The sequence below is a fragment of the Pengzhenrongella frigida genome (assembly GCF_004168625.1).
GTDB classification, from domain to species: Bacteria; Actinomycetota; Actinomycetes; order Actinomycetales; family Cellulomonadaceae; genus Pengzhenrongella; species Pengzhenrongella frigida.
This window is the reverse complement of record NZ_SDWW01000021.1, coordinates 45,548-68,255: the sequence shown is the minus strand read 5'-3', so window position 1 is coordinate 68,255 and position 22,708 is coordinate 45,548. Positions and strand designations below refer to the sequence as shown.

Sequence of the window (22,708 nt, the reverse complement as noted above, 5' to 3'; positions counted from 1 at the left end):
GCGCTCGCGGCCGCGGCCGAGGCGGCCCGCGCAGCCGAGCAGGCGGCGGCGGCCGCGAACCCGGCCGGCGCCGACCTCGCCGCTGTCGGCGAGGCGACGCTCCGGTCGTTGCCCGGGAACGAGGGGGTCCGGCTCGCCTGGAACCACGCCGCGATCGGCAACCACCTCGGCGGGGTCTACCTCGACCGGGGCACCGAGATCATGATCAACGGACGACGCCTGGCCACGACACCGGAGCGGACCGCGAGCGTCGTCGAGCACGAGATGGGCCACATCTACCAGGCCCGGATCATGGCGGTGAACGCACCGGCGCTCGGTGGCTGGAACGCGTCCTACCGGGCGATGAAGTCACGGCTCGACGCGGTGTTCGCCGGCAACGGGCTGGAGAAGTCGGCCGACTGCATCGCGTTGCAGTTCGGCGCGACCTGGGTGGCCTACAACAGCGAGTGCGGCGGCGAACGCCAGGGCGCGGTCGACGCGCTGCTTGCCGGGCGGATGCCGTAGCGCTCTGCTGTCCGACGTCCGCACGACTGCTGCGCCTGGCGATGTCAGGGCGACGCGACGCTCGGAGTCGTCTCCACCGTCACCCCGAGACCGTCGCACAGGCCGACAAGGTAGGAAATGTGCTCCGGCAGGTCTTCGTCGACCTCATACAGCATGGGATCGTCCGGGTACGCCTCGTTGTCGAACACAGACTTGAGGTTGTCCAACGGCCATTGGGTGTCTGTGGTGCGGGACAGCTCCTTCGCCTTGTCTGTCTCCGCAAAGGCGCGGTCCCTTGTCTCCGGGGACAGGGTTCGGGGGTCGAAGCCGGGGTCGGTGAACCCGGTGGTGGCGACGATTCCTTGCGGGTCGCTGGAGAACAGAACCTCGCACATCTCGGTGTCGGCCTGGTCGGCAAGCACACGCTCTGCCTCCCGACTGGCCCCCGCACTCGCCTCCATGGCAGCGTCGCGGTCCGCCGATGCGGAGGCCGACGCCTCGGCCCCCCTGGAGTAGGCGTCGGGATCCCGATCGAAGACGCCGACGTTGACCATCCAGATGAGTCCAGAGATGACGGCGAGCGTCACAGCGATCCACCACGCCGCGGTCGCGAGTCCGTGACCTGCGTCGCCGCTCCGGCGGATTCGCCGTAGAGCGACCCGCGACACGACCAGGCCGACCGGCCACACCAGCAGGGCCAGGACAAAGGCGGCGATCGCCACCTCGTCGATACCGCGCCGCGGGGCATGGCTTGTCTCTTGAGTTTTGGTCATGGTCGCCTCAGCCGAGGAGCGGGAGCGTGAGGGTCGTCGGCGCGCCGACGGTCACCTTCACCGGCACCCCCCAGTCCTGGGCGTTGAGGTGGCAGGCGGGGTACTCGATCGCCGGGTCGGCGTCGCAGCTCGCCGCATGCGCGGTGATGTGCAGGACGCCGTCCCCCGCGGCCGGGTTGAGCACCAGGTCGCGCACGAGGTCGACGCCGTCCCCGGCGCCCGACAGCAGCAGCTCGGGTGGGGTCGCGGAGACCTGCAGGCGGGTCGAGGCCCCGTAGCGGTCGTCGTACTTCTGGCCCGTGGCCGGGGTGAACACCACCTCGAGGCGCAGCGGACCGGGCCCGACGTCGGTCACCGGGCGCCGTGTGCGGTGCGCCCCGGCGTCGAGGATCTCGCCGGCGACGTCCTTCGGCAGCCGGATCCGGGTCAGGCGGTGGGCGGCCGACTCGACGACGACCAGCTCGACCCCACCGGCCTCCGGCGAGGGGAGGACGACGACGCCGCTCGGCTCAGCGAGGTCGCGCGCCAGGGTCGTGACCTGGCCCGGGTGCCCGTCCGCGCCCGGCGCGTACCGACGGATCGCGCCGTTGTAGGTGTCCGCCACGACGACCGACCCGTCGGGCAGCACCGCGACGCCGAGCGGGTGCTGCAGCAGGGCCTGGTCGGCCGGACCGTCACGGAAACCGAAGTCGTACAGCCCGGCGCCGACCGCGGTGCCCACGGTCCCGACCGTGGTGATGCCGCCGTCGTCGGGCACGGGCGCGAGATCGAGGTAGCGCAGCGCGGAGACCTCGGAGTCCGCGAGCCAGACCCGACCGCCGGCATCGACGGCGAGACCGGACGTCTGTGCGAACCACGCGCTGGCGGCGGGCCCGTCCTGGAGCCCCTCGTTCATCGTGCCGGCCAGGCGGCGCAGCGAGCCGCCGACCGGGTCGAACGCCCACAGGGTGTGGTTGCCCGCCATCGCGACGACGAACGCCCCGGCGGCCGGCGACCAGACGACGTCCCACGGGGAGGACAGCCGGACCGCGTGCGGGTCGCCGGCCAGGTCGCCGTCGTCTCCGTTGTCCACGCCGCCGACCATGTACTGCTCGCCGGTGCCCGCGACGGTCGTGACGTGCCCGTCGGCCAGGCGGACGCCGCGCAGCGCGTGGTTGACGGTGTCCGCGACCAGGACGTCGAAGCCGACGGTCGCCCGCAGCGCGTCCGGGACCAGGCACAGCCCGTTCGGCTCGCTGAAGCGCGCCTGCGCCGGACCGCCGTCGGCCAGGCCCCGCTCCCCCGACCCGATGCGGCGCACGAGGGTCTCGCCGTCGGGCGCGAGCTCCGCGAGGCCGTGATGACCGGCGTCCGCCACGAGGAACGTCCCGCCGGGCAGGACGATCGCCTTGGCCGGGAAGCGCAGCGTGCCCGACGTCGGCTCGGGGGCGACGTACGGGCCGTCGCCGCGGTGCAGGGTGCCCTTGGCCTCGTGCTCGCGCGTGAGGTCGGCGACCAGGATCGAGAGGTTGTGCGCGTGGCCCTCGCCGGCCATCTGCGCGACGATGTAGCCCTGCGGGTCGATGACCACGAGCGTCGGCCAGGCGCGGGCGGTGTACGCCGACCAGGTGATCAGCTCGGGGTCGTCAAGGACGGGGTGGTGCACCTCGTACCGCTCGACGGCGGCCGCCAGGGCGACCGGATCGGCCTCGTGCGCGAACTTCGGCGAGTGCACGCCGATGATCACCAGCACGTCGCGATGCCGGGCCTCGAGCTCGCGCAGCTCGTCGAGGACGTGCAGGCAGTTGATGCAGCAGAACGTCCAGAAGTCGAGCACGACGATCTTGCCGCGCAGGTCGGCGAGGGTGACGTCGCGCCCGCCGGTGTTGAGCCAGCCGCGGCCGACGAGCTCGGATGCGCGGACCTTGGGGAGCGAACCGGTGACTGCCACCGGGCAAGTCAACACGATCGTTCGGTCGGGCCCCCTCTTCGCAGTCGGTCCGGGGTCAGAGTCGGTCCGTCGTCAGTCGGGGCGAGAACCGGTGCGGCGTCGGCCGGTGGGGTCCCGACCTCGGCGACATCCCGGGGCGGGTAGTGCTCGCGCATGAGATCGGCCTGGCCGATACGGTCCAGCCGGAACCAGCGGATCGCGGCGCGGTCACGGCACCAGGCGACGAGGAACCAGCGCCCATCCCTTCGTGCGAGCAGCACGGGCTCGACCGCGCGGTGGGTGCCGCGGCCAGCGGAGTCCCGGTAGCCGATCGCCAGGACCAGGTGGAGAAGCAACGCCTGCTCGACGACGCGCAGCACGCGGCGCTCGGCGCGGGGGTGGGCACCGGTCGGCGTCTCGAACCAGATCCGGCCGGCCACGTCGCGGGCACGTTCCCGGTCGCCGGGCCCGAGCGCGTCGAACACCTTCCCGCGTGCCGCCGCACCGTCGACCGCGAACGGGCTGCCGGGCGGCAGCGCGGCGAGGGCGACGGCGACCGCGACGGCCTGGCTCGGGGAGAAGTTCACCGGCGGCAGGCTCGCGGAGGCGTCCAGGACGTAGCCGCCGCCCGGACCTGGTTGGGCCCAGATAGGCGAGCCGGCCTGCTGCAGGGCAGACACGTCCCGCTTGATGGTCCGGTCGCTGACCTCGAGCGCCGCAGCGAGCTGCCCGCTCGTCCGACCGGCCCGGGCCGCTCGACGGAGCTCCTCGGTGATCGCGTAGAGCCGGTCGGTGCGGTTCACCGAGACCTCCTAGAGCAGCGACCATTCGTCAATAAATGGTGACAGACAGGTGTCACGAACCTCGGACGAGGCTACTCCCATGACTACTCACACGGAATCAGTCCAGCTCGTGCTCGTTCCCGGATTCTGGCTCGGGGGGTGGGCCTGGGACGACGTCGTCGGGCCGCTCCGGGCGGCCGGGCACGAGCCGCACCCCATCACCCTCCCCGGGCTCGAGGGAGCCGACGTCGACCGCTCTGCCATCACACGCGAGGACCATGTGCGCGCGGTTCGCGAGGTCGTCGAGAGCCTGCCGCCGGGGGTCGTGCTGGTCGGGCACAGCGGCGGCGGCGCGGTCGTGCACGCCGTCGTCGACCAGGTACCCGACCGGGTGCGGCGCGCGATCTACGTCGACAGCGGGCCGCTGGCCGACGGCGCCGCGCTGGCGCTGGACCTGCCGGCCACCGGGTCGGAGATCCCGCTGCCGGCGTGGGAAGAGCTGGAGGCAGCCGGGTCGAGCCTCGAGGGCCTCGACGCCGCGGCGCTCGAGGCGTTCCGCGCCCGGGCCGTGCCGCACCCGGCCGGGGTGGCGCGCGAGGCCATGCGGCTCACCGATCGCCGTCGGCTGGGCGTGCCGGTGACCGTGATCTGCACGAGCCTGCCGTCGGCGGTGCTCCGGACGATGACCGGTCCCGACTCACCGCTGCGCACGGAGCTGGGCGCGATGGACGTGACCTACGTCGACCTGCCGACGGGCCACTGGCCGATGTTCTCCCGTCCCGCAGACCTCGCAGCGGCAATCGCGTCCGCCGCAACCGCGAGCTCCTGACCCGCTCCCCGCCCCTGTCCTGCCCCAGGGCCCCAGCCCTCCTCTGCCCGGGCTAGCCGAGGAGGTCCGGGAGGTCGCGCGCCTCGTGCAGCACGTGCTCGGCGAGGAACGTCGAGACGACCGAGTACCAGATCGTCGCGTGCTGCGGCGCGAGGACCCAGTGGGTCTCGTCCGGGAAGTACAGGAACCGGTGCGGGGTGTGCCCCGCGTCGTCGGCCGCGAGCGCCGAGCGGGACAGCAGCTCGTACCAGAGCCGCAGGCCCTCGCCGATCGGCACCCGGTAGTCGCGGTCGCCGTGCACCACGAGCATCGGGGTGGCGATCTGCTCGACGAAGCGGTGCGGGGAGTTGGCCAGCGCCATCTCGTCGGTCATCTCGCGGGCCCAGTAGTACGCCGCGTCGGTGGTCGGGCCGAACTGGTCCAGCGCCCACAGGCTCGCATGGGTGACGATCGCCTCGAACCGGTCGGTGTGCCCGGCGACCCAGTTGGCCATGTACCCGCCGAACGAGCCGCCCATCGCCGCGGTGCGGGTGGGGTCGATGTCGTCCCGTGCGCAGACCTCGTCGGTGATCGCCATCAGGTCGGTGAACGGCGCCCCGCCCCACGCCCCCCAGCCGCGCTGGATGAAGGCTTGGCCGTAGCCGGTCGACAGCGCGGGGTCGGGCAGCAGGACGGCGTAGCCCTGCGCCACGAGCAGCCACGGGTTCCAGCGCCACGACCACCCGTTCCACGACCCGAGCGGGCCGCCGTGGATCCACAGCAGCAGCGGCGCGGGGTGCTCGGGTCCGGTGCCGGCGGGCTGCGCGAGCCAGGCGCGCACCCGCACGCCGTCGGCCGTGGTGGTCTCGACCTCGGCGAGCGTGCCGGGCAGCTCGGGGGCCGGCGCGGGGGCGGGCAGCGCGACGGCCAGGACCGGGCCGTGCGCGGCGGCCACGAGGTCGATCCGCACGGGGTGCTCCGGGGCGAGGTAGGACGTGCGCAGCGCGTACACCGCGTCCCCGGCCGGGCTCACCTGCAGGTTGCTGAACGCGGCGTCGTCGAGCGTCACGCGCGCCACGGCGCCCGAGGGCACCTCGATGCGGAAGACCGGTGCGCGGCCGTCGTCGTCGGCCACCACGAGCAGGGCCGCGGAGTCCGGGAGCCAGGTCACGCCGTGCGGCCAGCGGTCCCAGGTCTCGGCGAGCGGCTGCCAGGGCCCGCCCGCGAGCGGCACGAGCGCGAGGCTCACCCGGGGCGCGACCAGCGGCGTGCTGATCGTCTCGCGGGTGAACGCGACCCAGGCGCCGTCGGGCGAGATGACCGGCGCGGACGCGTCGGCGGTCTCGTCGTCGACGAGGGTGCGCCGTTCGCCGGTCGCGGTGTCGATCGCGACCAGGACCGACCGCTGCGCCCCCTTCGCGAGCGGCTTCAGCCAGCTCGTCACGACGGTCGTGCCCGCCGGGGACAGGTCGGCGGACGTCTCGTGCAGCGCGGGGCCGACGTCGGTCGTCAGGTCGCGCAGGGCGAGGCTCGGGTCCTTGTCACCGGCCTGCGGCGCGACGAGGTCGTCCGTGATCCGCGCGGTGAGCAGGTGCGGCGCGGCCGGCCCGAGGTCGTGGTCCCAGTAGCGGACCGGGTAGCCCGAGTGCAGGATCGCCGAGACCTTCTTCTCCTTGCGCGCCGTGCGCAGCTGCTCGTCGTGCGCGGTGTCGCGCGCGTGCGGCAGCACGTCCGAGGTCACCACCACGACGGGCGCGCGCCTGGCGACCAGCGGGTGCCCGACGCCGCTCGACCGCACCGCCACCACGCGCGCCTCGGCGCCGTCGGCGGGCAGCAGCCACAGGGCCGACGGCGGTTCCTCGTCGCCCTCCTTGCCGCTGGGGTCCGGGCGCGCCGAGGTGAACAGCAGATCGCCCGCGGGGGTGAACGCCGCGCCCTGCTCACCCTGCCGGGACCGGGTCAGCCGGCGCGCCGGGCGCTCGCCGGTCGGGTCGATCTCCCACAGCGCGGACGCGTACTTCACGCCCTTGTCGTCGAGCGTCGCGACCGAGGTCACCAGGCGCGCGCCGTCGCCGGACAGCGTGAGCCCGGACGCCCGCGGCAGCGCGACGTAGCGGCCCAGGTCATGGAACGGGGTAGTCGGCTCGGCGCCGGGCGTGGGTTCGGGGGCGGTGTTCTCGGTGGTCACCGGTCCGTCCTACCACGACCGTCCCGGCCGACCCGGCTACTGCTCGCCCGCGTCCCGGGTGGCGATGCGGGCGAGCATCGCGTTGTAGTCGTCGAGCTCGGTGTCGCCGTCGCGCTCGACCTGCCGGTCCCGACGGCGCGCGGCCCGCTCGTCGTCGCGCGACCAGGAGAACGCGACCATGATCGCGAGCGCCAGCGTCGGCAGCTCGCCGATGCCCCACGCGATCGAGCCGCCGATCTGCTGGTCCGCGATCGCCGTCGGCCCCCACGGCCGGCCGAGCAGCCCGAACCAGTCGGCCACGAGCAACGTCTCGGAGGTCACGAGCGTCACGCCGAAGAACGCGTGGAACGCCATCGTCGCGAACAGCAGCAGCAGCCGCTGCGTGTACGGCAGCCGGCGCGGGCCGGGATCGACCCCGATCAGGGCGTTGACGAACAGGTACCCGGCGAGCGTGAAGTGCACGACCATCGCGAGGTGACCCACGTAGTACCGCAGCGACAGCTCGAACAGGTCGGTGTAGTAGAAGAGGATCATCGACCCGGCGAAGTTCACCGCGGCCACGACCGGGTTGGCGAAGAACCGCGCGACGTGGCTGTTGACGATCGTGAGGATCCACTCGCGCGGGCCGCGGGAGTCGTCGGCGCGCGACGGCAGCGCCCGCAGCGCGAGGGTGACCGGGGCGGCGACCACGAGGAAGATCGGGATCACCATCACCAGCGTCATGTGCTGGACCATGTGCCCGCTGAACAGGATGTGGCCGTAGACCGACGGCCCCCCCGATGTCGTCCAGCCGAAGACGACCAGCCCGACCACCCAGGACGCGGTGCGCAGCCACGGCCACGCGTCCCCACGACGGTGCAGCCGGTGCGCCCAGCGCAGGTAGACGACGATCCCGGCCACGGCCGCACCCGCGAGCAGGATGTCCCAGCGCCACTGCGTCAGCCAGCGCAGCGTGCTCGCCTCGGGAGCGAGCAGGTGGCCGGTGACGATCTCCGCGGGCGTGGGGTCGGTCGGGGCGGCCTGCTCGACCGGCGGCGCGGTCGACCCCAGCGCGACGGCGAGACCGGAGATGGCGCCCATGACCAGCAGCTCGACCGCGACCAGGCGCCAGAAGAGCCCGGTCGCGCGCGGCGTGCGATCGCCGTCGGCCGTGGTGAGCTGCGGGATGACCGAGCGCCGGTAGGTCCAGCCGATCGCCCCGAGGGCCGCGAACCCGACGACCTTGGCGAGCACGAGCGCGCCGTACCGGGTGCCCAGCCCGTCGAGCCCGCCGAGCCGGGCGACCGCGTTCACCACTCCCGAGATCGCGATCGCGGCGAAGCACCAGGCCGCGATCGGGGAGTACCGCGCGACGGCGGGGCCGAGGTCGGCGCCGAGCCGACCGTTGAGCACCGCGAGCGCCGCGAGCGCGCCGATCCAGACCGCGGCACCGACCAGGTGCAGGAACATCGACGAGATCGCCAGCTCGTGGTTCGCGGTCCCGGCCGCGTGGCCGGTCTGCGACTGGAGCACGAGGGCGACGACCGCGATCGCCAACGTCCAGGCCGCACCCGTCGGGGTGGCGACCGCGAGCGCGAGGGCGCTGGTCAGCGCGGCGATGACGGTGATCCACAGCAGGGTGCGCCCGAGGGAGATGGCGCCGACGAAGACCCCGAGCTCGGCGCCGAAGGTCTCCCCGCCGATCGGCCGACCGGCCACGCTCGCGTAGGTCAGCACGAGCTGGACCAGGCTCAGGCCCGTCCAGACCGCCGCGGCCACGCCCGCGAGGGTGAGGACCGCCGGGTACGCCCGACCGTCCACGACGGTCCGGGTGCGGCGCTGCTGGCCGCGCTGGGCGGCGACGGTCCGGGCGACCGGCGCCCGCCGCGGCAGCACGCAGACCGCGAGCGCGAGCGCGCCGATGGTCAGGGCCGCCGCCAGCTCGACGAGCGTCTCGGTGAGCGGCAGGCCCCACCGCACCACCGGCCCGGGGTCGCCCAGCAGCACGGGAAGGGCCGCACCGGAGAAAGCGACCGCCACGACGACGGCGACCACCGCGGCGCCGGTCAGCGCCAGCAGCCGCCGCAGGTTCCACCGGTGCTCCACCCGCCCAGGGTAGGCGTCCACGGGGCCCTGCGAACCCCGGTGGACGGCCGGGGCGGGACCGTCGGAGGTCCGGAATACCGTGGTCAGGCAGGGGGTTCTTACCCTTTGTCCCTGTTGTGCGACCCCCGTGCGGCCACCGCGGGTCCGACGACGCGTCCGACGAGTTTCCCCGGTCCCCCGGAAAGGCCCCACCGTGCGCAGAGCAGCAGCAGACCAGAGCGGGGTGACAGGCCCCGGTCCGTCGCCGGCTCCGGGCCGTACCGTCGCCGCGAGCGGCGCGCCGGGTGCTATCGCCGCGAGCGGCGCGCCGACCCACCGCCAGATCATCACCATCCTCGGCGGGCTGATGATCGGCATGTTTCTGGCCGCGCTCGACCAGACGATCGTCGCGACCTCGATCCGCACGATCGGTGACAGCCTGCACGGGCTGTCCCTGCAGGCCTGGGTGACCACGGCCTACCTGATCACCTCGACGATCGCGACGCCGCTGTACGGCAAGCTCTCGGACGTCTACGGCCGCAAGCCGTTCTACCTGCTCGCGATCGTGCTGTTCCTCATCGGGTCCCTGCTGTCGGGCACGGCCGACTCGATGTACCAGCTGGCGATCTACCGCGGTGTCCAGGGCCTGGGCGCCGGCGGGCTGATGTCGCTGGCGATCACGATCCTGGGCGACCTCGTGCCGCCCCGCGAGCGCGCTCGGTACCAGGGCATGTTCCTCGCCGTGTTCGGCACCTCCTCGGTGCTCGGGCCGGTGATCGGCGGGTTCTTCGCCGGCGCGGACACCATCCTCGGCATCGCCGGCTGGCGCTGGGTGTTCCTCATCAACATCCCGATCGGCATCATCGGCCTGATCGTCATCACCAAGGTGCTGCACCTTCCCCCGCTGCCCAAGGTGAAGCACCGGATCGACTGGCCGGGCGCGCTCGCGCTCGTCATCGGCCTGGTCCCGCTGCTGCTCGTGGCCGAGCAGGGTCGCGCCTGGGGCTGGGACTCCGGCTGGTCGCTCGTCTGCTACGCCCTCGGCGTCGTCGGCCTGGGGCTGTTCCTGCTCGCCGAGCGCGTGGCGGGCGAGGACGCGCTGCTGCCGCTGTACCTGTTCCGCAACCGCACGTTCGCGATCGGTGCCGGCGCCAACACGATCATCGGGCTCGGCATGTTCGGGGCGCTGGCGACCCTGCCGCTGTACCTGCAGATCGCCAAGAACATGTCCCCGACCGAGGCCGGCCTCGCCCTCATCCCGCTGACCGTGGGCATCATGAGCGGCTCGATCATCGCCGGCCAGCTCACCTCCCGGACCGGGCGGTACAAGGTGTTCCCCGTCGTCGGCACCACGCTGATGGCGCTGGGTGCGCTCCTGCTGTCGCGGCTCACCGTGGACACGTCGATGGTCATGATCGGCGGGTTCACGATCGTGTTCGGGCTCGGCCTCGGGCTGTCGATGCAGCCGCTCATCCTCGCGGTGCAGAACGCCGTCCCGCCCAAGGAGATGGGGGTGGCGACGTCGTCGTCGCTGTTCTTCCGGCAGGTGGGCGGCACCCTCGGCACGGCCGTGTTCCTGTCGATCCTGTTCTCGACCGTCGGCCAGCGGATCACCGAGGCATTCGCGAAGATCGCCACGACCGCCGACTTCCAGGCGGCCCTGGCCGACCCGGCGGTGGTCGCGGACCCCGCGAACAAGCCGGTGCTCGACCTCATGTCCGGGTCGACCGGCGGCTCGGGCATGCTCGACGACTCGTCGTTCATCTCCGCGCTCGACCCGCGCCTGGCCCGGCCGTTCCAGGTCGGCTTCGCGGAGTCGATCGACCTCGTGCTGACGATCGCCGCCGGGGTGATGGTGATCGCCATCGTGCTCGTGGCCCTGCTCCCCGAGCTCCCGCTGCGCAACGTGTCCGGGATCCAGGGCCGGGCGGACGAGGCCGCGGCCGCGGCCGCTGGACTAGCCCCAGACGAGAGCCTGGGACGGGTCGGCGAGCACGGCGGCGACGTCGGACAGGAACAGGGCGCCGAGGGCACCGTCGACGAGCCGGTGGTCGAAGGACAGCGCTAGCTGGGTCACCCACCGCTTCTTGACCTTGCCGTGGTGCACCCACGGCTGTTCGCGGATCGCGCCGAACGCGAGGATGGCGGCCTCGCCCGGGTTGAGGATCGGGGTGCCGGTGTCGATGCCGAACACACCCACGTTGGTGATGGTGATCGTGCCGTCGCTCATGTCGGTCGGGCTGGTGCGGCCCGAGCGCGCGGTCGCGGTGAGGTCGGCGATCGACTGGGCGAGCTCCTTCAGGCCCATGCGGTGCGCGTCCTTGATGTTCGGCACCACGAGCCCGCGCGGCGTGGAGGCGGCGATCCCCAGGTTCACGTAGTGCTTGTAGACGATCTCCTGCGTCGCGTCGTCCCAGCTCGCGTTGATGTCCGGGTGCCGGTGCACGGCGAGCAGCATCGCCTTGGCGGTGATGAGCAGCGGCGTGACCCGGACCCCGGCGAACTCCTTGTCCGCGCGCAGGCGGGCGACCAGCTTCATCGTCTTGGTGACGTCGATCGTGTGGAAGACCGTGACGTGCGGCGCGGTGAATGCGCTGGTGACCATGGCCTCGGCGGTGCGTTTGCGGACCGACTTCACGGGCACGCGGGTCTGACGGCCGCCCGCCGAGACCTTGCCGGACGCGAGCCACGGCTGGTCGTCGCCCGGGTAGGTGGTCAGGGCGCGGGCCTCACCCTGGTCGGACTTCGCCACGACGTCCTCGCGGGTCACGATGCCGCCGGGTCCGGTCGGCACGACGGCCCCGAGATCGACCCCGAGGTCCCGGGCGAGCTTGCGCACGGGTGGCTTGGCGAGCACCCGGGACGGCGACGCGGCCGTGCCGTCGACGTGCACGACGACGGCGGACGCCCGGCGCGGCCGGCGCGCGACGGCGGCCCCCGAGATGCCGTACCCGACCAGCACCGCTTCCCCGTCGCCGGCCCCCGCGCCGGCGGCTTCCGGCGTCGCGTCCGGCGTGGCTGCTGGCGCGGCGTCCAGCTCGAGGGCCGGGCGGGCGGCGATCTCGGGGGTCGGGCCGGTGGGGTCGACATCGATCGTGATGATCGGCGTCCCGACGTCGACGGTGTCGCCGACCTCGGCGAGCAGGGCGGTGACCACCCCGGCGAACGGGCTCGGCAGGTCGACGATCGACTTCGCCGTCTCGATCTCGACGATCGTCTGGTTGACGCGCACGGGATCCCCCACGGCCACGTGCCAGGCGACGATCTCGGCCTCGGTCAGCCCCTCGCCGGCGTCGGGCATCCGGAACGACTCAAACTTGGGCACGAGATCTCCAGTGGTCACAGCGGCGCGGGTGGGTCAGGGGCGGGTCAGCGGGCTAGTACGCCAGCGATCGGGTGATGGCGTCCAGGATGCGGTCCAGGTTGGGCAGGTAGGCCTGCTCGACCTTGTTGACCGGGTACGGGGTGTGGAAGCCGCCCACCCGCAGGACCGGCGCCTCGAGCTCGTAGAAGCACTCCTCGGTGATCCGGGCGGCGATCTCGCCGCCCGTGCCGTAGAACACCGGGGCCTCGTGCACGACGACGCACCGGCGCGTCTTGCGTACCGACGTCACCAGGGTGGCGGCGTCCAGCGGGGAGATCGAGCGCAGGTCGACGACCTCGACGCTGATGCCCTCCGCCGCGGCGGCCTCGGCTGCCCGGAGCGCCATCGCGACGGTCGCCCCGTACGCGGCGATCGTGAGGTCGGTACCCGGGCGGGCGACCCGTGCCCGGTCCATGGCGACCGGCGTGCCGGACGTCGACGCGGCCGGGTCGCCGGCCTCGCCGGCGTCGGTGGCGTCGGTGGCCGTGATCGTGACCGACAGGTCGACGTCGCCCTTGTCCCAGTAGCGGGCCTTCGGCTCGAAGAACATCACCGGGTCCGGCGAGGCCACCGCCTGCTGGATCATCACGAACGCGTCGTTCGGGGAGGCCGGGGCGATCACCCGCAGGCCCGGGGTGTGGGCGAACAGCACCTCCGGCGACTCGCTGTGGTGCTCGACCGCGCCGATGCCGCCGCCGTAGGGCACGCGGATGACGACCGGCAGGTGCAGGCTCCCGCGCGAGCGGTAGCTCATCTTGGCGAGCTGCGTGGTGATCTGGTTGAACGCGGGGAAGATGAACCCGTCGAACTGGATCTCGAGCACCGGCCGGTACCCGCGCAGCGCGAGGCCGATCGCGGTGCCGACGATCCCCGACTCGGCGAGCGGGGTGTCGATGACGCGGTCGGCTCCGAAGTCCTTCTGGAGGCTCTCGGTCACCCGGAAGACGCCGCCGAGGGTGCCGATGTCCTCACCCATGAGCAGGACCTTGGGGTCCTGCTCGAGGCAGCGGCGCAGCCCGGCGTTGATCGCCTTGCCGAAGGTCATGCGTTCGACACCGGTCATCGGTGGGTCCCCCCGTCGGTCGCGCCGGCATCGAGGAACGAGGCCTCGTACTCGGTGAACCAGGCCCGCTCGGACTCCACCACGGCGTGCGGGCTGGCGTAGACGTGGTCGAACATCTGAGCCGCCGCCGGTGCCTGCATCGCCCGCACCGCGGTGCGCAGCTGCTCCCCCCGGGCCTCCGCCTCCGCCTCGAGCTCGGCCACGAACGTGTCCGGGAGCTCGCCGTCGGCGACCAGGAGCCGCCGCAAGCGCTCGATCGGGTCGCGCTGGCGCCAGTACTCCTCCTCCGCCGAGGACCGGTACCGCGTGGGGTCGTCGGACGTGGTGTGCGCGCCCATCCGGTAGGTGAAGGCCTCGATGAAGGTCGGCCCGCCGCCGGAGCGTGCCCGGTCGAGCGCCTCGGCGGTCACGGCGTAGGTCGCGAGCACGTCGTTGCCGTCGACCCGCACGCTCGGGATGCCGAAGCCTTCGCCCCGCTTGACCAGCGGCACGCGGGACTGGCGGGTGGTCGGCTCGGAGATCGCCCACTGGTTGTTCTGGCAGAACAGCACGAGCGGGGCGTTGTTCACGGCGGCGAACACGAGCGACTCGTTGAGGTCGCCCTGCGACGTGGCCCCGTCGCCGAAGTAGGTGATCACAGCGGAGTCGCGCTCGGGATCGCCGGTGCCCACCAGCCCGTCGCGCTGCAGCCCCATCGCGTACCCGGTCGCGTGCAGCGTGTGCGCCGCGATCACCAGGGTGTACAGGTGGAATCCGCGCTCGGTCGGGTCCCAGCCACCGCCGTGGTCCACGCCGCGGAACAGTCGCAGGATGTCGGTCGGGTCGATCCCACGGGTGTGGGCGACCCCGTGCTCGCGGTAGGACGGGAACGCGTAGTCGTGCGGGGCGAGCGCCCGGCCAGAACCGACCTGGGCGGCCTCCTGGCCCAGGCACTGCGCCCAGAGGGCCAGCTCGCCCTGCCGCTGCAGCGAGGTCGCCTCGTTGTCGAACCGCCGCACCAGGACCATGTCCCGATAGAGCCCGCGCAGGGCGTCCGGCCCGAGGTGCGCGATGCGGGGTGAGTAGTCGGGATGATCCAGCCGCTCCCCGGACGGGGTGAGCAGCTGAACCGTGTCGACATCCGTGCGATCGCCGGTGGGGATCACGCGAGGCCTCCTTCGGTAGCGCCGAGGCGCGACGTGCATCCATTCAACCTACGAAAGCGTAGGCTACGGTACCGTAACTTAGCCCCCGAAGGTCCTGTACAGGACCAGGTATCGAATGTGTACGGTACCGGCTGCCCGTGTACCACTGGGGCTGAACTCGGGAGGAACGCCGAGTTCAGCGCCGTCAGCGGTCGCCGGAGAGCCAGTTTCCCGTGATCGCCAGCAGGTCGTCGGTCGCTTCGGTCTCGCCGACGCTGACCCGCACACCGTCTCCCGCGAACGGTCGCACCAGCACCCCCGACCGCGCCGAGGCGGCCGCGAACGCCGTCGCCCGCTCGCCGAGCGGGAGCCAGACGAAGTTCGCCTCGCTGTCCGGCACAACCCAGCCCTGGGTCCGCAGCGCACCGAGCATCCGCCCGCGCTCCGCGACGAGCGTGTCGACCCGGGCAAACAGCTCGTCCTTGGCCCGCAGCGAGGCGAGGGCCGCGAGCTGCGCGAGGTGCGAGACACCGAACGGCGTCGAGGCGGCCCGGATCCCGCGGGCGAGCCGGGGTCGGGCGATCGCGAAGCCGACCCGCAGCCCGGCCAGCCCGTAGGCCTTCGAGAACGTCCGCAGGACGACCACGTTCGGGTGCGCGGCGAACACCGCGAGCCCGTCGGCGGCGTCGGGGTCGCGGACGAACTCGACGTAGGCCTCGTCGAGCACCACGAGCACGTCCCGCGGGACCGCCCGGAGGAACGCGTCGAGCTCGGCGGCCCGCACGGCGGGACCGGTCGGGTTGTTCGGCGTGCAGACGATCACGACGCGCGTGCGGGGCGTCACCGCCGCCGCCATCGCGACCAGGTCGAGCCGGCCGCCGTCGGCCAGGGGAACGGCGGTCGTCGTCGCCCCCACGAGGGAGATGGCGATCGGGTAGGCCTCGAACGAGCGCCACGGGATGACGACGTCGTCGCCGGCCTCGCAGACCGCCGCCAGCACGTGGCCCAGCACAGCGACCGAGCCGTTCCCGGCGACGATCGAGGCGGGCTGGACGTCCAGGGCCGCGGCGATCGCCTCGGTGAGCTCGGTGGCGAACATGTCGGGGTAACGGTTCACGTCGGCGGCGCCGTCGGCGATCGCTGCGATGACCGACCGCAACGGCGGGTACGGGTTCTCGTTCGACGACAGCTTGAACGCCGCGGCCCCCACGGGGATGCGGCTCCCGGGGACGTAGGCGGGAAGCTCAGCAACGGCCGCACGCAACGGCACCTGAGGACGAGTCACGGCACTCAGCATGCCATCGCCGGGCACCGGCGTCGCACACGCATCGCAGGACGGCCACCGGACGCCGGGTGGCAAGATCGCACCATGAGCTTCCTCGCGCGCGTGGTCATCAACGGCATCGCCATCTGGTTCGCGGCGCTGCTCCTGTCCGGCCTGGAGATCGTCGGGGCGACGACGACCTGGCAGGAGATCGGCATCATCGCGCTGATCGCGCTCGTGTTCGGGATCGTCAACGCCATCGTCAAGCCGATCGCGCAGATCCTCTCGTTCCCGTTGTTCATCCTCACGCTCGGCCTGTTCACCCTCGTGGTCAACGCCCTGATGCTCATGCTCACCGCCTGGATCACCGAGGCGACGAGCTGGGGCCTGCGCGTCGACAGCTTCGGCACCGCCGTGATCGGCGCCCTGATCATCTCGATCGTCAGCTTCACGCTGAGCGTGCTCACCGGGACGCACGCCGCCGCTAAGCGGCAGCCCTGACCTGACGGCCGACTGTCGACGGCCCGCGGCGCGGCCGGGTCACGGCCGGGTTCCGGTGAACTCCAGGTGCACCGCCCGGACGTCCGGTCCGCCCAGCACGCGCCCCGCCGCCTCCTCCCAGTCGCGCACGGACGGCGCGCCGGTCGCGGACACCGCCGTCGCGGTCCGCGCGTAGGTGTCGATCCGATGGGCCGCACCGGGGTCGTGACCCGCGAGACGGTCGACCGGGTCCGACGACGCCCGCAGATCGCGCACCGCCGACGTGCGGTTCGGGCCAGCCGGTGAGGGCCGGCCGTCGAGGGCGGGCACGAGGTCCTGCCGGTGCTCGAGGTGCAGCACCGGGGTCGTGGCGTCCATGGCCAACGTCGCCGTCGGCGACCCGGCGGTGAGCACCGCCGCCACGGTGTACCTCGCGGTGAACGCCGCGCTGCCCGCGAGCACCATCGCCACCATGCCGCCCTGGCTGTGGCCGGCGAGCAGCACCGGCTCGTCGGGACCCACCCCGGCCTGCTCGAGCGCCCGCACCACGAGCTCGGTCCCGTCGTCGGCGGTGCGGGCCATCAGGCGCAGGTTCGTGCCCATGTCCATCGGGTTGGGACCGAAGCCCATCCCGGCGCCCTGCATCCCCGGGATCGCGACGACCCAGGTGCGGGATCCGTCCGGCTGGTCGAGCCGCTCGATCCCGACGGTCCCGGGGGTACCGCCCGCCGCGGGGTACAGCGCCCCGATCTCGCGCAGCACGTCGGCCGCGGTCCGCGGTGCCGGCCGGCGGGCTCCGTCCAGGCGCGCGGTCACCCGCAGGTGCCGGCGTCGCAGGTCGGGGACGAGCACCGACGGCGCCGTGAGGCCCGCCACGACCAGCCCGGCCGCACCCGGCACGGGTGAGGGGTTCGGAAGCTGCCGCCCGGGCGCGAGCCCCCGGATGAACGAACCCAGCAGGAGCATCACGTGCTCCGTCGGCACCGCGAGCAGCAGGTCCTTCGGGTGCGGCAGCCCCTTGCCGTGCGCCACCCGCCAGCCCACGGCGAGCGCACCGGCCAGGGCGGTGAACCGGACCGCGCCGAGCGCGCCGAGGGTGGCGACCAGGGGCGCCTCCCCGGCCGCGGCACCCATCGTGTACAGCACGCCTCGGACCGCGTCCTGCGCGCGGTCCTCGGCCGCGCCGTACAGGTCCGCAGCACCGAGCAGCGCACGCGCGAGCTCCCGCGTGCGCTCGGCGCCGGCCGCCAACGACGACGGCCCGGACAGCAGCGGACCGAGGGTGGCGACCGCCGCCCGAGCCGTCGCCGGGGCGTCCACCGCGCCGTTCTCGACCGAGCACCGCGCGGCACCGACCCGGGCGGCGGCGTCGTCCAGGCGTTCCGCGGCGAGCCGGAGCGCCTGGGCCGCTCCGCGGAGCTCGGTCAGGTCCGCGAAGGTCGCACCCACCCCGCCCCGGATCGTGATCCCGGCGGGCCGGCCGGGCAGGGGGAACGGGTCCGGCGCCGGAGTCGCAGTCGCGGTCGATGTCCCGGTCGCAGTCACGGTCGCCGTCGATGTCGACTCGCTCACCACGGGCCCGGCCCGGCGCGCAGATCGAGCGAGCGCGCGATCTCGGCCCAGCCGGTCGGCTGTCCGCCGCCCGTCTGCGGTCCCGCGAGGTCATTGCGTCCGACGACGTCGCTCTGTCCTAGGACGTCACTCCGCGCTCCCGCGAGGTAGCTCTGTCGAGCACGTCGGTGCTGCTCGACGGCGACGTCGTGCGCGGCGACCGCGACCATCGCCTCGTCGAGCAGGTTCCGCGCGGCCTGCAGGGTCGCCGAGCTCTCGGTGAGGGCCGCTCGGTAGTGCGTCGCGGCGGTGGAGACCCAGGCGACGTCGTCGGCCGCGGCAAGACCCCGCAGGGCCGCCGCGATCGACTCCCCGGCCGACCCGAGCTCCCGCGCCGCGGCGCCCGACCACCACCCCGACGCCCCCGCCAGTCCGCTCGTCATAGCCCCGACCGTAGGGATCAGCCGGCGGCCGCCGGCGGTCACCGGCACGCCGGTGTGGACGGGCCGACGCGGCCGGCGCCCGGGGTGCGGCCCGGGCGGCCGGACCGCACCGACGCCGGCGATCTCGGGTCCCCTCGCCGGCCCGTCCGCCCACCGGTCGGCTCCGTCTGCCCACCGGTCGGCTCCGCCCGCCCGGCAGCCCGGCAGCCCGCGTGGACGCTAACCTCACGACCGTGCCCAGATCAGCTCCGTTCGGCGTGCTCGCGGTTGCCGTCGCGTCCGTCCTGTTCGCCGTCAACGGCACCGTCGCCAAGCTCGCCATGCAGGCCGGCCTGAGCCCCACCCGGCTCGTCGAGCTGCGCTCGGTCGGTTCGGCCGTCGTGCTCGTGACGATCGCGGTGCTGGTGCTCGGCCGCACGATGCGGCTGCGCGCCAAGGAGGTGGCCGCGCTCGCGCTGCTCGGCGTCGTCGGCATGGCGCTCGTGCAGTGGTTCTACCTCGTCGCGATCTCCCGGCTGCCCGTCGGCCTCGCCCTGCTGATCGAGTACACGGCGCCGCTGATCGTCGCGCTGTGGGCCCGGTTCGTGCTCGGCGAACGCGTGCGCGCCCGGGTGTGGTGGGCCCTCGCCGCCTGCCTGGCCGGGCTCACGCTGGTCGCGCAGGTGCATCGCGGGGTCGAGCTGGACGCGATCGGGCTCGCCGCCGCGGGCGGCGCCGCGCTGTCGCTCGCCGTCTACTACCTGTTGGGCGAGCGCCTGGTCGCCGAGCGGGACCCGCTCTCGACGCAGGCGTGGTCGCTCGCGTTCGCGGGCGTGTTCTGGCTCGCGGTGCAGCCGCTGTGGACGTTCCAGGCCGAACTCCTGGCCGACGACGTCGCACTGACAGGTGCGCTCGAACCCGCGGTCGTGCCGCTGTGGCTGCTCGTGGCGTGGGTCGTCGTGCTCGGGACGGTGGTGCCCTACACGCTCGTGCTCGCCGGGCTCAAGGTGATCGGTGCGGCTCGGACCGGCCTGATCGGGATGATCGAGCCGGTCGTGGCCTCAGCCGCCGCCTGGGCGGTGCTGGGTGAGGCGATGACGGCGGTCCAGCTCGTGGGAGGCGCCGTCGTGCTCGGCGGGGTCGCCCTGGCCGAGACTGCGCGCCGGGCGCCGCGCTCGGCGGCGCTGCCCGAGACCATCGCGGTCTGAGCACACCGCCGTCTGAGTCCAGCGCCGGTCAGGCCTGGGGAAGGCCGAGGAGACCGACCCCGCCGGCGTCCGCCGTCACCACGACCTGGGTGAGGACGCGGTCTCGGCCGGCCTCCTTGGCGGCGTAGAGCGCGACGTCGGCGCCCGCGACCGCACTGGCCGGTTCCGCCTGCGGATCCCACCGGGCGACCCCCGCCGAGATCGTCTGGCCGTGGGGCGTGACGCCCCGCAACCCCTGCAGTCGGGCGCGAGCGTCGTCGAGGTCGAGGCCGGGCAGCAGCACGGTGAACTCGTCACCGCCGTACCGCGCGAGGAAGGTCCGGTCGCCGAGGTGCTCCGCCCAGGCGGCGACCGAGTCGCGCAGCAGTCGATCGCCGGCCTGATGGCCGAACGCGTCGTTGTAGACCTTGAAGTGGTCGAGGTCGATGATCGCGACGCACAGCGGTGCACCCTGCAACCGGCTCTCGGCACACACGCGGTCCAGCTCGTGGTCCCAGGTTCGCCGGTTGGGGATCCCGGTGAGCTCGTCCAGCCGCGCCAGGTCCGCCAGCCTCCTCGACTGGGACTCCACGGTGCGCAGGATCCCCGACATCCGGACCAGGACGAGTCCGGAGATGAGCAGGGAACCCAGCCCGATCACCTGCCAGAGCACCGCACGACCGGTCGCGCCACTGATCAGCAGGGTCACCGACGGCAGCATCAAGCCACCGGCGAGGACCACCACGCGTCGGTGCAAGGACCCGGCACCCGCCTGCTCGGGGGCGACCGCACCCAGCCTCGCCATGGACGGAGCCCACGTGGCCGCGGCGAACAGGACGTAGGTGGCGAGGTACAGCTGGTCGCTCCAGCGGTCCGCCTGCGACCCGTCCGTGACGATCAGCACGTTCCACACGACGTCACCCGCGAGGGACAAGGTCACCGCGCACATCAGCAGGCGGGAGGAGGCGGTGCGGGCGACGGGCGCCGCCCACAGGCGGAAGATCACGGCGATCAGCAGGATGTCCGCCACCGGGTACGCGGAGCTGACCACCTTCCCGAAGCCGGTCAACGTCGAGTCGGTCGCCAACGGGGCGATCAGGAACACGGCCGCGACGACCGCGGCGCCGGTGGCGACGATGGCCGCGTCCAGCAGCACGGTCAGGTCCCGGTCCTCGTCCCGGGTCCGGACCAGGCGCAGGGCCCCGGCCGCCACGAGCACGTAGCCCACGAGGTAGACCGCATCCGAGGGCACCGGGTAGTACGGGAGGTGCCAGACCTGCTGCTCGAGGGTGGCCACGAGGTCCGCCAGCACCCACGCGCAGAAGCCGCCGATCACCGACAACCAGGCCCGACGCTGCGGCGTCCGGTGGAACACCACCCCGGACAACGCGATCAGCACGGCACTGAGGGCGACAGCGTTGTAGTAGACCCGCCACGTGTCGCCGGACAGCGGGACGAGGGGATAGGCGATCGTGGCGGCCGCCAGCACGCACAGCACCGCCAGGTTGCGGCGCATGCGCGGGTCCATGTCCATTTTGTCGGCACCTTGGACCCCGCTCTTGAGCGTGCGGGAGGGCCGGCGCCGTCCGCACGGCTCGACGAGGCGCCGAGCACGATCGGCCGCGGCCCGCTCGAGCGAGTCGCCGGTCGTGCGCCCGTGGGACGATATTCGCCGTGCCAGCCAACGCCACGCCCGCCCAGCCCGCCCAGCCGACCGGTGCCGCCCGGGTCGCCCTCGCCGACGTCGTGCCCCCGATCGCGCTCGGGCCGCTCGACGGCCGCTACCGCGGTGCCGTCGCCCCGCTCGTCGACCACCTCAGCGAGGCCGCCCTCAACCGCGAGCGCGTGCACGTCGAGGTCGAGTGGCTGATCCACCTCACCTCCCACCAGGTGGTGCCCGGCGCGCCGACGCTGGCGGGCGAGGAGCAGGCCTACCTGCGCGACGTCGTCGCGACGTTCGGGGCCGAGCAGATCGCGGAGCTCGGCGCGATCGAGAAGGTCACCGTGCACGACGTCAAGGCGGTCGAGTACTTCCTCAAGGCCCGGCTCGCGGCCGCGCCCGCCTCGCTCGGCCCCGACACGGTGCTGCCCGGCGTCGGCGAGCTCGTGCACTTCGCCTGCACCAGCGAGGACATCAACAACCTCTCCTACGCGCTGATGGTGCGTGGCGCGGTCCACGACGTGTGGCTGCCGGCCGCGCGCGCCCTGGTCGCCCAGATCGCCGAGCTCGCCCGCGAGCACCGCGGCGCGGCGATGCTGGCCCGCACCCACGGCCAGCCCGCGACGCCGACCACGCTCGGCAAGGAGCTCGCCGTCCTGACCCACCGCCTAGACCGCCAGCTGAAGCGAATCGAGCGCGCGGAGTACCTGGGCAAGCTCAACGGCGCGACCGGGACCTACGGCGCGCACCTCGCCGCCGTCCCGGGGGCCGACTGGCAGGAGGTCTCGCGCACGTTCGTCGAGCACCTCGGCCTGACCTGGAACCCGCTCACCACCCAGATCGAGTCGCACGACTGGCAGGCCGAGCTCTACAGCGACCTCGCGCGGTTCAACCGGGTGCTGCACAACCTCGCGACGGACATGTGGACGTACATCTCCATGGGGGTCTTCATCCAGGTCCCGGTGCCGGGGGCGACCGGCTCGTCGACGATGCCGCACAAGGTGAACCCGATCCGGTTCGAGAACGCCGAGGCGAACCTCGAGCTGTCGTGCGCGCTGCTCGACACGCTCGCCGCGACGCTCGTGACCAGCCGCCTGCAGCGCGACCTCACGGACTCCACCACGCAGCGCAACATCGGCCCGGCGTTCGGGCACTCGCTGCTCGCGATCGACAACCTGCACCGGGGTCTGGGGGCGCTGCACGTCGACCACGACCTGCTGGCGCGCGACCTCGACGCGAACTGGGAGGTGCTCGGCGAGCCCGTCCAGTCGGCGATGCGCGCCGCCTCGGTCGCGGGGGTCACCGGCATGGAGAACCCGTACGAGCGGCTCAAGGAGCTCACCCGCGGCAAGCGGCTCACCGGCGCGGACATGCGGGAGTTCATCGGCGGGCTCGGCCTGCCCGACGACGTCGCGGCACGCCTCGCGGAGCTGACGCCGGCCTCGTACACCGGCCTCTCCGCGAAGCTGGTCGAGCACCTGGACGACTGACCGCCGGTATCGGGTGCCGGGAGTCCGGCACCCGATCGGGGTGGGATTTCGCTGCGCGAACGGCACTGGTCTGCGACGCTCGTCCGGTTCATCCTT

Annotated in this window: 18 protein-coding genes; 6 read left to right on the top strand and 12 right to left on the bottom strand. The window is 73.2% G+C overall.

From position 1 onward, the window contains the following. On the top strand, positions 1–504 hold a 504-nt coding region (locus tag EUA98_RS19745), incomplete at its 5' end, for a hypothetical protein (protein ID WP_165372788.1). 44 nt (positions 505–548) lie between these two features. On the opposite strand, the gene EUA98_RS10215 is transcribed toward EUA98_RS19745, so the two are convergent. From EUA98_RS10215 to EUA98_RS10205, 3 genes are read right to left on the bottom strand one after another with little or no spacing between them, the layout of a single operon-like run. After that, positions 549–1,256, bottom strand: coding sequence for a DUF4190 domain-containing protein (locus EUA98_RS10215; RefSeq protein WP_130102582.1), 708 nt, complete (start codon positions 1,254–1,256; stop codon positions 549–551). Positions 1,257–1,263: 7 nt separating this feature from the next. After that, positions 1,264–3,186: an NHL domain-containing thioredoxin family protein gene (locus tag EUA98_RS10210; protein ID WP_207219039.1), complete on the bottom strand. Its 1,923-nt coding sequence runs from the start codon at positions 3,184–3,186 to the stop codon at positions 1,264–1,266. 8 nt (positions 3,187–3,194) lie between these two features. After that, positions 3,195–3,968: a helix-turn-helix transcriptional regulator gene (locus EUA98_RS10205; protein ID WP_130102580.1), complete on the bottom strand. Its 774-nt coding sequence runs from the start codon at positions 3,966–3,968 to the stop codon at positions 3,195–3,197. 79 nt (positions 3,969–4,047) lie between these two features. On the opposite strand from EUA98_RS10205, the gene EUA98_RS10200 reads away from it, so the two are divergent. Continuing rightward, on the top strand, positions 4,048–4,776 hold the full coding sequence (locus tag EUA98_RS10200; protein WP_130102579.1) for an alpha/beta fold hydrolase: 729 nt from the start codon (positions 4,048–4,050) through the stop codon (positions 4,774–4,776). A 52-nt stretch (positions 4,777–4,828) separates the two neighbouring features. On the opposite strand, the gene EUA98_RS10195 is transcribed toward EUA98_RS10200, so the two are convergent. Beyond that, complete coding sequence (locus EUA98_RS10195) at positions 4,829–6,943, bottom strand: S9 family peptidase (RefSeq protein ID WP_130102578.1); 2,115 nt, start codon at positions 6,941–6,943, stop codon at positions 4,829–4,831. 36 nt (positions 6,944–6,979) lie between these two features. Beyond that, positions 6,980–9,028: a bifunctional copper resistance protein CopD/cytochrome c oxidase assembly protein gene (locus EUA98_RS10190; RefSeq protein ID WP_242511385.1), complete on the bottom strand. Its 2,049-nt coding sequence runs from the start codon at positions 9,026–9,028 to the stop codon at positions 6,980–6,982. A gap of 223 nt (positions 9,029–9,251) precedes the next feature. On the opposite strand from EUA98_RS10190, the gene EUA98_RS10185 reads away from it, so the two are divergent. Beyond that, complete coding sequence (locus EUA98_RS10185; protein WP_242511384.1) at positions 9,252–11,075, top strand: MDR family MFS transporter; 1,824 nt, start codon at positions 9,252–9,254, stop codon at positions 11,073–11,075. Here EUA98_RS10185 and EUA98_RS10180 read toward each other — a convergent pair. From EUA98_RS10180 to hisC, 4 genes are all read right to left on the bottom strand, one after another. Continuing rightward, positions 10,965–12,332: a dihydrolipoamide acetyltransferase family protein gene (locus EUA98_RS10180; protein WP_130102575.1), complete on the bottom strand. Its 1,368-nt coding sequence runs from the start codon at positions 12,330–12,332 to the stop codon at positions 10,965–10,967. The genes EUA98_RS10185 and EUA98_RS10180 overlap by 111 nt on opposite strands. 52 nt (positions 12,333–12,384) lie before the next feature. Continuing rightward, complete coding sequence (locus EUA98_RS10175; protein WP_130102574.1) at positions 12,385–13,434, bottom strand: alpha-ketoacid dehydrogenase subunit beta; 1,050 nt, start codon at positions 13,432–13,434, stop codon at positions 12,385–12,387. After that, complete coding sequence (gene pdhA, locus EUA98_RS10170; RefSeq protein WP_242511383.1) at positions 13,431–14,579, bottom strand: pyruvate dehydrogenase (acetyl-transferring) E1 component subunit alpha; 1,149 nt, start codon at positions 14,577–14,579, stop codon at positions 13,431–13,433. The genes EUA98_RS10175 and pdhA overlap by 4 nt, the downstream gene beginning before the upstream one ends. Positions 14,580–14,763: 184 nt before the next feature. Next, the gene (hisC, locus tag EUA98_RS10165) at positions 14,764–15,855 is read right to left on the bottom strand and encodes a histidinol-phosphate transaminase (RefSeq protein ID WP_130102572.1); all 1,092 of its coding nucleotides are present in this window, start codon (positions 15,853–15,855) and stop codon (positions 14,764–14,766) included. Positions 15,856–15,927: 72 nt separating this feature from the next. Between hisC and EUA98_RS10160 the strand changes: the two genes are divergently transcribed. After that, positions 15,928–16,323, top strand: a complete 396-nt coding sequence (locus EUA98_RS10160; RefSeq protein ID WP_130102571.1) for a phage holin family protein — start codon at positions 15,928–15,930, stop codon at positions 16,321–16,323. 39 nt (positions 16,324–16,362) lie between these two features. On the opposite strand, the gene EUA98_RS10155 is transcribed toward EUA98_RS10160, so the two are convergent. Both EUA98_RS10155 and EUA98_RS10150 read right to left on the bottom strand, forming a co-directional pair. Then, the gene (locus EUA98_RS10155) at positions 16,363–17,847 is read right to left on the bottom strand and encodes a hypothetical protein (protein ID WP_130102570.1); all 1,485 of its coding nucleotides are present in this window, start codon (positions 17,845–17,847) and stop codon (positions 16,363–16,365) included. Between the two features lie 23 nt (positions 17,848–17,870). After that, positions 17,871–18,296 (bottom strand): hypothetical protein, encoded by a 426-nt coding sequence (locus tag EUA98_RS10150; protein ID WP_130102569.1) that lies wholly within the window; start codon positions 18,294–18,296, stop codon positions 17,871–17,873. A 233-nt stretch (positions 18,297–18,529) separates the two neighbouring features. On the opposite strand from EUA98_RS10150, the gene EUA98_RS10145 reads away from it, so the two are divergent. Next, positions 18,530–19,483, top strand: a complete 954-nt coding sequence (locus EUA98_RS10145) for an EamA family transporter (protein ID WP_130102568.1) — start codon at positions 18,530–18,532, stop codon at positions 19,481–19,483. Positions 19,484–19,511: 28 nt separating this feature from the next. Here EUA98_RS10145 and EUA98_RS10140 read toward each other — a convergent pair whose 3' ends face one another. Further along, positions 19,512–20,996: a GGDEF domain-containing protein gene (locus EUA98_RS10140; protein ID WP_130102567.1), complete on the bottom strand. Its 1,485-nt coding sequence runs from the start codon at positions 20,994–20,996 to the stop codon at positions 19,512–19,514. Between the two features lie 140 nt (positions 20,997–21,136). Between EUA98_RS10140 and purB the strand changes: the two genes are divergently transcribed. Further along, on the top strand, positions 21,137–22,612 hold the full coding sequence (gene purB / locus EUA98_RS10135) for an adenylosuccinate lyase (protein WP_130102566.1): 1,476 nt from the start codon (positions 21,137–21,139) through the stop codon (positions 22,610–22,612). The last annotated feature ends 96 nt before the right edge of the window (positions 22,613–22,708 follow it).